Consider the following 11604-nt stretch of genomic DNA (forward strand, 5'->3'; position numbering starts at 1 on the left):
TTCGTAAGCCTGTCTGCACCGCCGGCCGCCCCTATGACAACCGCGGTTGCGCGGGCATACTCGGATTTCATTGCTTGGCCTGGATCCTGCTCAGGCCTTTTAGACGTCACCTTCAAGCGAAAGCAACCCATGGATAGCGGAAACGACCACCAGAAATTTTTCTACCTCTTGCTGTTCGTCGTCACGCTCGGGCTCTGCTGGATCCTCTCGCCGTTCTTTGGCGCGGTGTTCTGGGGTGTCATCCTCGCGATCCTGTTCCAGCCCGTGCAGCGCGCGCTGGTCGCCCGGATGGGCAAGCGGCGCAATCTCGCTGCGCTCACCACGCTCGCCCTCATCATCCTGATCGTGATCCTGCCCGTGATCTTTGTGACGGCGACCATCGTGCAGGAAATCGGTGTTGCCTATCAGGAGATTCAGAGCGCGCAGCCGAATTATTCCCGGTACCTTTCCGAAGCGGTTCATGCGCTGCCCACATGGGTGCAGCAACTGCTTGCCAAAGCCGGCCTGACCAACATCCCAGGCATCCAGAAAAAGCTGGCCGACGGCGCTGCGCAGATCAGCCAGTTTGCCGCCACGCAGGCGCTCAGCATCGGGCAGAACACGTTCCAGTTCGTGGTCGGCTTTGGCGTGATGCTGTACATGGTGTTCTTCCTGCTGCGCGATGGCGCCGAGATCGGCCGCCGTGTGCGCCGCGCGCTGCCGATGGATGAAGAGCACAAGCGCCTGCTGCTGAGCAAATTCACCACCGTCGTGCGCGCCACCGTGAAGGGCAACATTGCCGTTGCGCTGGTGCAGGGCGCACTTGGCGGGCTCATCTTCTGGTTCCTCGGCATTGACGGCGTGGTGCTGTGGGGCGCGTTGATGGCATTCCTGTCGCTGCTGCCCGCGATTGGCGCGAGCCTCGTGTGGATTCCGGTCGCGGTCTACTTCCTGATGGTGGGCGCGATCTGGAAATGCGTGATCCTCGTTGCGTTCTGCGGCGGCGTGATCGGCCTTGTCGACAACTTGCTGCGCCCGCTGCTGGTCGGCAAGGACACCAAGATGCCCGACTGGGTCGTGCTGATCTCCACCCTGGGCGGAATGGAGCTGTTCGGCATCACCGGCTTCGTGATCGGGCCGCTGGTCGCCGCACTCTTCATGGCCAGCTGGGACATCTTTGCGCGCGGGCAGAACGATTGATGCCTCGGCCGAGCGGGCGCTTCATCGCGCTTATATCCGCTCGAAGCGCAGACCGGCATGGCGGGTCAGGCGCTCGATGAAACGCTCATCAAACATCGTGGCCGGCGTCCAGAAGCCGCCCGGGCGCCCGGTCTTGGTGCCGTCTTTTACGTGGTCCAGCGCGAGGCTGGCGGCGGCCTGCCCCAGCATCTTGCCGGTCGAGCCATAGCCGGGGTCGCGATCCCCGGTCACCTTCACGCGCAATGTGTTTCCTTGATCGGTGCGGCCAAAGAGGCGCAGGTCGTAGCGGCCGGCCAGTTGCGCTGCAGGCGTGGGGCCTTCGCCGGGTTTGGGCAACAGAATGCGCTCCATCACGATGCGCACGGGCTTGACGACAATGCCCAGCATGAAGGCGCCCAGGCCCGCCACCACCGCCACGGCCCTCAAACGGCTGCTCAGGCCGGACCCCGTCATCACCGCTTCGTCGTAGATGAATGGGTTGCCATAGGCGTTGCCGGACAGGGCGTTGGAGCGGTGCACCACGCGCTCGTTGATGGCCGCCATGACGAAGGGCGCAATCCACACATCGAAATCGGCATCGAATGCCGCGCCCCGGACTGAGCGCTGGCGTGCCGTGAAGCCGTGGCCCTTGGGGCATAGGGAGTAAGGGTCGGCCAGTTCCCTGCGCAAATCGGGGTCGGCAGCGGCTTCTTGCACGACGTTGATCAGGCTGGCCACCGTGCCGCCAGATGCGCCGCCCTTGAGTGTCTTGACCCGCAACTTCACCTGCGTGGCGGGCGTACCCCATTCCCGCATGGCTTGTTGCTGCAGGAAGTAGACGCCCATGTCCGATGGCACCGAGTCGAAGCCACAGCAATGCACGATGCGTGCTCCCGATTGCTGTGCCGTCGCTTCATATTTGTCGATCATGCGCCTGATCCATTGGGTCTCGCCGGTGAGGTCGCAGTAGTCCGTACCGCTTTCGGCGCAGACCTTGATCAACGGCTCGCCGTATAACGCGTAAGGGCCCACCGTGGACACCACTACCCGCGTTTGCGCGCACAGGACGCGCAATTGGGCTTCGTTGGCAGCATCCGCCACGATGATCGGAACCGACTCTCCTGCTGCACCCAGTGAACGTTTGACCTCCAGGAGCTTTGCTTCGGATCGTCCGGCAATGGCCCAGCGCAGCGTTTCCGCATCGCCCGAGAAATGTTCAGCCAGATATCGGGTCAGGATCTGGCCGACAAAGCTGGTGGCGCCAAAGACGACCACGTCGTAGTCCGGAGCGAGCATGGAGTCTTCCTTTTGCTGTGGGCGGATGAGGGCGCTGGGCTGCGCCACTTCGATCGTTGAGCGGCAAGCACATAGTGGGGGCGCCGAGCCCGCCCGGCAACTGGCTGCGCGGGTATCACCGCTCCAGGTTGACGCGCGTCGCTCGGTGCTGCACCGGTGAATTTGCCGGACTTCAGCACCTGAAAGGCCGTTTCACATTGCGGAATTTGCCCCGAAATTCTTCGTTACCGCCGTCCCGTTTGCTGAAAACACGTTCCGCATCGCAAAATTTGTTTGCTATCTCTTTGAAAAATAAAGAGAAACTAAGTCTTATGTCTTATATAAGACCTTGCTGCGACGCGTCAAAGCCGACCTACAATAAATCCACGCTGCTCGCTTCGAACTCCGTAGCTGCACACGCAACCGATTCTTCTCAAACGCGCTTTATTTCCAGGAAATTGACATGGCCCAGTATCAAGACGACATCAAGGCAGTTGCCGGTGTGAAAGAAACCTACGGCAGCGCATGGAACGCGATCAACCCCGAGTACGCTGCGCGCATGCGTGCCCAGAACAAGTTCAAGACGGGTCTGGACATCGCCAAGTACACCGCCAAGATCATGCGCGCCGACATGGCCGCCTACGATGCTGATCCGGCCAAGTACACGCAGTCCCTGGGTTGCTGGCACGGCTTCATCGGCCAGCAGAAGATGATTTCCATCAAGAAGCACTTCAAGAGCACCGAACGCCGCTACCTGTACCTGTCGGGCTGGATGGTCGCCGCACTGCGCTCGGAGTTCGGCCCGCTGCCGGACCAATCGATGCACGAGAAGACTTCTGTCAGCGCGCTGATCCGCGAGCTGTATACGTTCCTGCGCCAGGCCGACGCCCGTGAACTGGGTGGCCTGTTCCGCGAACTGGACGCCGCCAAGGACGCAGCCGCCAAGGCCGCCATCCAGGAAAAGATCGACAACCACGTCACGCACGTGGTGCCCATCATTGCCGACATCGACGCCGGTTTCGGTAACGCAGAAGCCACCTACCTGCTGGCCAAGCAGTTCATCGAAGCGGGTGCCTGCTGCATCCAGATCGAAAACCAGGTGTCGGACGAGAAGCAGTGCGGCCACCAGGACGGCAAGGTCACTGTGCCGCATGAAGACTTCCTGGCCAAGATCCGCGCGATCCGTTACGCGTTCCTGGAACTGGGCGTGGACGACGGCATCATCGTCGCCCGTACCGACTCGCTGGGCGCCGGCCTGACCAAGCAGATCGCCGTGACGAACACGCCGGGCGACCTGGGCGACCAATACAACGCGTTCCTCGACTGCGAAGAACTGTCGGCCGACCAACTGGGCAACGGTGACGTCGTCATCAAGCGCGACGGCAAGCTGCTGCGTCCGAAGCGCCTGCCGAGCAACCTGTTCCAGTTCCGCGCCGGCACGGGCGAAGCACGTTGCGTGCTGGATTGCATCACCTCGCTGCAAAACGGCGCCGACCTGCTGTGGATCGAAACCGAAAAACCGCACATCGGCCAGATCGGCGGCATGGTCAAGGAAATCCGCAAGGTCATCCCGAACGCCAAGCTGGTGTACAACAACAGCCCGTCGTTCAACTGGACGCTGAACTTCCGTCAGCAGGTGTATGACGCCATGAAGGAAGCCGGCAAGGACGTCTCGGCCTACGAGCGCGGCCAACTGATGAGCGCCGAGTACGACGACAGCGAACTGGCGAAGCTCGCCGACGAGAAGATCCGCACGTTCCAGGCTGATGCATCGCGCGAAGCCGGCATCTTCCACCACCTGATCACGCTGCCGACGTACCACACCGCCGCGCTGTCGACCGACAACCTGGCCAAGGAATACTTCGGCGACCAGGGCATGCTCGGTTACGTGGCTGGCGTGCAGCGCAAGGAAATCCGCCAAGGCATCGCCTGCGTCAAGCACCAGAACATGTCGGGCTCGGACATCGGCGACGACCACAAGGAATACTTCAGCGGCGAAGCAGCGCTGAAGGCTGCGGGTAAGGACAACACGATGAACCAGTTCCACTGATTCATTGATCGACTGATCCGGTCATACCCCAAGCAAAACGCCAACCCATTCCGGGTTGGCGTTTTTTTATTTTGCAGTTCCGACGCAGTGAATTGCTTGAGCCCGTCTTGCAGCAGTGCGGCCCCCCAGTTGCGCGGCGAAAACGTGGCGACGCAGGCCAGAAACGATTGATAACCAAAGCACATCAATCCTTCCGAAAATTGCACTTCTCGTTTGTCGGTCTCCCGGTGAATATTGCCAAAACGACAAAGCGCCGTTCGACGGCGTATTCTTTTTTGGCTTCCAGGAGACACCTCGATGCACCCCCAGTCCAGCCTTTCGACCGGGCAATCAAAGGCCGCCGCGGTCTTCCGCGTCACTGCCGGGAATTTCCTGGAGCAGTTCGACTTCTTCCTGTTTGGCTTCTACGCCACGCAGATCGCCAACGTCTTCTTCCCCGCCCAGAGTGAGTTCGCCTCGCTGATGATGACCTTCGCCGTTTTTGGCGCCGGCTTCCTCATGCGGCCGCTGGGCGCCGTCGTGCTCGGTGCGTACATTGACGATGTCGGTCGCCGAAAGGGCTTGATCGTCACACTGTCCATCATGGCAAGCGGGACCGTGCTGATCGCGTTCGTTCCCGGCTACGCCACGATCGGCCTCCTGGCGCCTGCGCTCGTGTTGCTCGGGCGCCTCCTGCAGGGCTTCTCGGCGGGTGCCGAGTTGGGCGGCGTATCGGTGTATCTGGCCGAGATGGCCACGCCGGGCCGCAAGGGTTTCTTCACGAGCTGGCAGTCGGCCAGCCAGCAGGTCGCAATCGTCGTGGCGGCAGGCCTGGGGTTTGTGCTCAACCAATGGCTGAGCGCACCGGCCATCGCCGCATGGGGATGGCGCGTGCCGTTCTTCGTCGGTTGCATGATCGTGCCGTTCATCTTTGTGCTGCGCCGTAATCTTGAAGAAACGCAGGAGTTCAAGGCACGCAAGCATCGCCCGAGCATGAAAGACGTATTCAGCACGCTGGCGCAAAACTGGGGTGTCGTCATCGCCGGCATGATGCTCGTCGCCATGACCACCACGAGCTTCTACCTCATTACCGTCTATGCGCCGACGTTCGGCAAAACGGTCTTGCACCTGAGCACGGCCGACAGCCTGCTCGTCACGCTGTGTGTGGGGGTGTCGAATTTCGTGTGGCTGCCGATTGGGGGTGTGCTCTCCGACAGGATCGGCCGCCGCCCGCTGCTCATCAGCATGACGGTGCTGACCATCGCCACCGCCTATCCGGCGCTCTCGTTCCTCGCGCATGCGCCGAGCTTCATGAACATGCTGCTCGTGTTGCTGTGGCTGTCGTTCATGTACGGCATCTACAACGGTGCGATGGTCGTTGCGCTCACGGAAGTGATGCCCGTGGAGGTGCGCGTTGCGGGTTTCTCCCTGGCCTATAGCCTCGCAACAGCAGTGTTTGGCGGTTTTACCCCCGCCATCTCGACAGCCATCATCCACATGACGGGCGACAAGGCCGCCCCCGGCTACTGGATGAGTTTTGCCGCCGTGTGCGCGCTCCTGGCGACGTTGACGCTGTATCGCCGTCGCGCGGTAGCGCTGGCTCCGGCCCACTGACGCAGAGCGCGTTCCGCATATTCACAAACACGTACGACCTGGCATGACCATCACCATGAAGACTCTGTTTCTGAAACTGTGCGCAGCCGCGCTCGTCGCAACCTCCGCAGTTGCGGCCCACGTGCAGGCGGCCGAGCTGCACGTCATGAGCTCCGGTGGCTTTACCGCCGCCTACAAGGTGCTCGGGCCGAAATTTGCATCGCAGACGGGCAACACGCTCAACACCGCGCTTGGGCCCTCGATGGGCAAGTCGCCCGAAGCCATTCCGAACCGGCTTGCGCGCGGTGAGCCTGCCGACGCCGTCATCATGGTCGGCTACGCGCTCGACGATCTGATCAAGCAGGGCAAGATCATCCCGGACTCACGCGTGGAACTGGCCGACTCGCGCATCGGCATGGTCGTGCGCGAAGGCGCGGCCAAGCCCGACATCAGCTCCCCCGAGGGGCTCAAGCAAGTGCTGCTGCATGCCAAGTCGATTGCCTACTCGGACAGCGCAAGCGGCGTCTATATCGAGCGCGAGCTGTTCAAGAAGCTCGGCATTGAAGATCAGGTCAAGGCGAAGGCGAAGATGATCCCGCGCATTCCGGTGGCGTCAGTGGTGGCCACCGGCGACTATGAAATCGGCTTTCAGCAAGTGAGCGAGTTGCTGCCGGTGCAGGGCGCAACCTTTGTCGGCAAGATTCCGGAGTCGCTGCAGTCGGTCACGCGCTTTGCCGCGGGCATCCCCGTTGGCGCGCAGCATCCAAAGGAAGCCAAGGCGCTTCTCGACTATCTTGCTTCGCCCGGTGTGCAGGTAGATGTGAAATCGACTGGTCTCGATTCGGTACTTGCCCATTGAGGCACCGCGTCCGCGTGGCACGTCAAGCGGCGCTGGCTATGCATTGCTTGCTGTCACGCCGCCACGCTTCGCTTCAATGATCATCCGGTGAAACGCCTCGGCGGCCGGTGTGAGCGCCCGGCCGCGCCGCTTCACAATCCCCACGCGCCGGTTCACCACCGGCTCCACCAGCGGCACGCTCGTGAGAATCGGGTGGTCGCGCCCCGGCATGGCCATCGATGGCACCGCGGCAACGCCAAGCCCCGCTTCAACCAACCCCAGCATGGTGGTGACGTGCCGCGTCTCGCACACGCTGGGCGCTCGCGGCGCCACCGCTGACAGCGCCTGGTCCAGCAACAGGCGGTTGCCTGACGTCTTGTCCACTGACACGTATTCGTGCGTGTAAAGCTCGTTCCACGTCACGCGCTTCTTTCGGGCGAGCGGATGATCGCGTCGGCACGCTGCAACAAACCGCTCCTGCAGCAGCATCTTGAATTCGATCTCGGGCTCCTGGCTGCCCATGAAGCTCACGCCAAAATCTGCCTCGCCGCTGATGACGGCGCCGAGCACTTCGTTCGCGCTTGCATCCAGCAGCTTGACCCTGATGCGCGGAAAGCGGCGGTGGTAGGTCGCAATCAGGTTCGGCAGAAAGTAGTAGGCCACCGACGGCACGCATGCGATGGTCACGTGCCCGAGGCGGCTCGATGAAACGTCGCGGATGCCGAGCAGGGCGACGTCCAGATCGTCGAGCAATTGTTCGGCACTGCGGGCAAACACGCGCCCGACGGTGGTGAGCGTGACGCTGCGCGTGGTGCGTTCGAACAAGGGCACACCCAGCGCGCTCTCGAGCTTGTCGATCCGACGGCTCAACGCGGGCTGGGAAATGCTGATCGCCTCGGCGGCCTTTCGGAAGTTGCCCAACTCCACCACCGCCCGAAAGGCTTGCAAGTCCGTCAAATCGAAATTGATGCCCACCGGCTTGCCTCCACATCGCAGATGCGCAGCATTTTGCGCGATTTATCACCGGGTGACACGGGGCGGACAAGGACGGAAGCGATGCGGCGGTCACGGTGATGCGCCCATTTGCGCAAGAGACCGTGCCCGAATGTTGGCCGGCATGCGACCCGGCGCTTTATCAAAAAAGCTCATCAAATCTGCCAATGCATTGAAATGTGCTGACGCTTCGTGTCACATGTCGCACCAAACCGCATCACCCCTCTTTCGTAGGGGGTGTGGCACGGTTCGTGCAATCTTGCGCGCGGTTTGACGACAACAAGAAAGTCGGGAGGGTGTGTGAGCAACAAGCAGGTACCCCGGGGTACCGCTGTTGGAAGAGGCTTGCCCCACGGGCAGCATGGTGAAAATTTCGCGCCGACACTTCGACGTTCGACGGCCTTGTCGATGATCTCCGCATCTATCGCGACGCGCTCAGCGCTGCCCAGATTGCGTCACTCATGGCGAGTTGATTGCCACGGGCCCGATGGGGCCCAGCAATCAGATGCACCTTTTCTTTCAAGGATTTTTTGATGACCGTGTTTTCTCAACGATGGATTGCCGTCGCAGCGATTGCGTTTGCGCTAGCGGGCTGTGGTGGCGGATCCGATAGCACGCAGGCCAGCAGCACGACCGGCACGGGCAGTGGCACAGGGGCGCAAGGCGGTACCAGCGGTGGCACCAGTGGAGGGAGCACCGGCGGCCAGACCGGCGGAAATGGCGGTGGAACCACCGGCGGCAGTACATCGACCCAGTCGGCCAGCGCGGCCCTCGTCCAGAAATTGGGCAAGCCTTCGCGCGTGCTTGTCGGCCTCGGTTCGGGCCAGTCGATTTCGGATATGCAAAGCCAGGGCATTCGGCCGGACATCATCGATGTCTACCTCGTGGGTGCGGGGCCTGGCTCGTGGCCCTACTGGAACAGCCCCGACGGCGCCTACATCACGTACAGCGCGCAGGCCGCCCAGGCCTATGGCGCAACGCCGATGTTCACCTTCTATCAGATGGCGCAGAACGGTGACGGCAACCTCAGCGGCATCACCGATGCGACGTTCATGAACACGTACTGGAGCCAGGCGCGATTGATGTATCAACGCATCGCCGCCCTGAACGCGCCCGTGCTGGTCAACCTGGAGCCCGATTTCTGGGGCTACGTGTGGGCGCAAGCACCGAGCCATGACCCCACGCAGATGCCCGCGGTGGTGAACAGCCAGCCCGAATGCAGCAGCCTGCCCAACACCGCCGCCGGCATCGGGCAGTGCCTGGTGCAGATGGCGCGCCAGATCGCACCCAAGGCGCTGATCGGATTCCCGCCCGCGTTCTGGTCGGGATCGCCGACTGCGGTGGCGGGGGAAATGCGTGCTGCGGCCGCGCACCAGGCCGACTTCATCGTCGCGCAGACCAGCGACCGCGACGCCGGCTGCCTGGAAGTTGCCGCGGTGGCTGAATGCACGGGCCGCAGCGGCACGTTCTACTGGGACGAGGCCAACATCAACACGCCGAATTTCCACCAGTCGCAAAGCAGCTACCTGGACTATCGGACCGCATTGGGCAATGGGCTGCCGATTCTCTGGTGGCAGACGCCGCTGGGTGTGGCGTCCAGCACGCCGGGTGGCACCAACCAGCACTATCGTGATAACCGCGTCGATTACATGCTGCGCAACACGCAGGAATACGGCGACGGCCATACCTTCGCCATCGTCTTCGGCTCGGGCGGTACGTACCAGACGACGATCAACACCGACGGTGGCCAGTTCGCGCGCCTGCTCGGTCTGTATCTGGGCGGGGGCGGGGCCACGCTGCAATAACCGGGCTAGGCAACCGTCGCACAGTCAACGCGGTTGCGGCCTTTGCGCTTGGCCTCGTAGAGCGCATCGTCCGCAGCCTTGGTCAATGCGTCCGGCGACGCGAAGCTCGCGCGCCGCGCCGTAGCGCAACCGATGCTCACCGTGAAGGGGGCCAAGCCTGTGTTGCCGGTGCCGGCGCGGGTTCCTTCCACTTCGGCACGGATCGCTTCGGCGATTTGCCTGGCGCCGGCTGCGTCCGTATCGGGCAACAACACCACGAACTCTTCACCGCCGTATCGGGCCGCGAGGTCGCCGCGCCGTCGCGCATGCTTGGAAATGCAGTGGGCGAGGACCTGGAGCGCGGAGTCGCCCTGGGCATGCCCGTGCTCGTCGTTGTAGCGTTTGAAGTGATCGGCATCGACAAACAGCACGGATAGGCGACTGTCATTGCGCTGCAGGCGGTCCCATTCGTTCTCCAGTGCGACATCCAGTGCGCGCCTGTTCTTCAGCCCGGTCAGCGGGTCGGTTTGCGTCAGCTCGCGCAGATGGCTTTCGGCCATCACGCGCCCACGCAGTGCAAAAGCCAGCAGCCATACGCCCGCGCAGAAGGCGAGGCTGACCGACAGCGACGACAACCCGACGATCCACGACAACCGTTGCCAGGGTGCAAGTGCATCGCTCATTGCCGGGGCCACCACGGCGATGAAGGGTGTGCCCGGCACACGTTGGAATGTATAGAGGCGCAGCACGCCGTCGCTGGCAGACCGTGCTACGTAGAAGCCGGACTCCTGGTTCACCATGCGCGGGAATGTCAGCGATTTGCTGAAATTGAGCGCGCGGGCTGCGCCGGGAGGCGGATTTCTCGCCACCAGCGTTCCGTCGGTGCGGACAATGGCCGTGATGCCACGCGGCCCGACATCGAGCTTCCCAAGAAGCTGCTTGAAGTAATCGAGGTCGATTGCCACCAGCGCGGTGCCCGCGAACGTCCCATCGGCTCGGTTCATCCTTCGGCTCAGGGCAATGGCCTCCACGCCTGCGCGTGAGCGCGCCTTATAGACGGCGGAGATGTAGAGGCCAAGGTTTGCGTGGTCGCGATGGACGATGAAGTAATCCCGATCGCTGAAATCCCAGTGGTGCGTCGAGGAGCAGCAACCGTCAACGAGCCGGCCCTTGTCGTCGGTCACGCCCATGCCGGTGACATATCGGGCGGAAGCCGTCTGGCTGAAAAGCAGGTCGTGCTGTACCTCTGGATCGAGTTGCCGGATGCCGGGCTTGTTGAGCGCGGCAATCAGCATCAGCAGAGACTGATCCGCCGATTCAACGGTGCGCGAGATGTGGCTTGCCAGAACGGCGGCGACATTCCGCGAGGTTTCGTTAGCGTGCTCGATGGCCGTTTCGCGGTTGGCCCACAGTGTCAGCGCACTGATTGCCAGGACAATCAACGTCAGCAGCGTTCCCAGCGCACCAACGATAAAAGGATGGTGGCCTGCCGATGTGGCCAGCCGTCGGGCAAGGGGGCGAAGGGGCATGTCGTGGTCTTGGGCGCAACGACCGGCCGCATGTCTGCCTCTTCGACAAGGCAGACCGCGGTCGGTCTGGGGCGCGCGCGCGGCACGCCGTCACCGCTGGTAATCGGCACAAGACAGAAGAACTGCAGTCCGGCGAGCCGCTTTTATTGCGGGCCTTTCCTATTCGGCCGAGATGCCGCCAAGCCTGTAGGTGGCTCAACCGGCGATCTCGGTGGCGAAGTCACGAGACGAGCTCGACATCGCCGGCCTGCGGGACCATGCCATCGCTTACGTCGCTCTGAATCGCCCCGCTGCCAGTAGACACCTGTGAGCCTCAAACTAGAGGTTAGACAGGAGTTGCGATGAGTGCGCAGAGATACACCGAAGAATTCAAGGTCGAGGCGGTCAATCAGGTCTTGGACAGAG

Annotated in this window: 8 protein-coding genes; 5 read left to right on the top strand and 3 right to left on the bottom strand. The window is 62.4% G+C overall.

Going from position 1 to position 11604, the window contains the following annotated elements:
* The first annotated feature begins 129 nt into the window (after positions 1–129).
* Positions 130–1179, top strand: coding sequence for an AI-2E family transporter (locus ACU8YE_RS14450; RefSeq protein WP_260802967.1), 1050 nt, complete (start codon positions 130–132; stop codon positions 1177–1179).
* Between the two features lie 30 nt (positions 1180–1209).
* Here ACU8YE_RS14450 and ACU8YE_RS14455 read toward each other — a convergent pair whose 3' ends face one another.
* Positions 1210–2454, bottom strand: coding sequence for a saccharopine dehydrogenase family protein (locus ACU8YE_RS14455; protein WP_446928991.1), 1245 nt, complete (start codon positions 2452–2454; stop codon positions 1210–1212).
* A gap of 442 nt (positions 2455–2896) precedes the next feature.
* Between ACU8YE_RS14455 and ACU8YE_RS14460 the strand changes: the two genes are divergently transcribed.
* The 3 genes from ACU8YE_RS14460 to ACU8YE_RS14470 all read left to right on the top strand — a co-directional run bounded on the left by ACU8YE_RS14460 (position 2897) and on the right by ACU8YE_RS14470 (position 6914).
* Positions 2897–4483, top strand: a complete 1587-nt coding sequence (locus ACU8YE_RS14460; protein WP_232042107.1) for an isocitrate lyase — start codon at positions 2897–2899, stop codon at positions 4481–4483.
* A gap of 297 nt (positions 4484–4780) precedes the next feature.
* The gene (gene tcuC / locus ACU8YE_RS14465; protein WP_232042108.1) at positions 4781–6076 is read left to right on the top strand and encodes an MFS transporter; all 1296 of its coding nucleotides are present in this window, start codon (positions 4781–4783) and stop codon (positions 6074–6076) included.
* 55 nt (positions 6077–6131) lie between these two features.
* Positions 6132–6914: a substrate-binding domain-containing protein gene (locus ACU8YE_RS14470; RefSeq protein ID WP_446928992.1), complete on the top strand. Its 783-nt coding sequence runs from the start codon at positions 6132–6134 to the stop codon at positions 6912–6914.
* Positions 6915–6950: 36 nt separating this feature from the next.
* Here the strand turns inward: ACU8YE_RS14470 and ACU8YE_RS14475 are convergent, their stop codons facing one another.
* Entirely contained in the window at positions 6951–7868 is a 918-nt protein-coding gene (locus ACU8YE_RS14475) for a LysR family transcriptional regulator (protein WP_232042110.1), read from the bottom strand.
* Between the two features lie 551 nt (positions 7869–8419).
* Here ACU8YE_RS14475 and ACU8YE_RS14480 point away from each other — a divergent pair.
* Positions 8420–9691 carry a hypothetical protein gene (locus ACU8YE_RS14480; protein ID WP_446928993.1) on the top strand — a complete coding sequence of 424 codons (1272 nt, stop codon included), beginning with the start codon at positions 8420–8422 and terminating at the stop codon, positions 9689–9691.
* A gap of 5 nt (positions 9692–9696) precedes the next feature.
* Here the strand turns inward: ACU8YE_RS14480 and ACU8YE_RS14485 are convergent, their stop codons facing one another.
* Entirely contained in the window at positions 9697–11199 is a 1503-nt protein-coding gene (locus ACU8YE_RS14485; RefSeq protein WP_446928994.1) for a diguanylate cyclase, read from the bottom strand.
* Positions 11200–11604 lie beyond the last annotated feature (405 nt).

Source organism: Ralstonia sp. VS2407 (genome assembly GCF_052950655.1).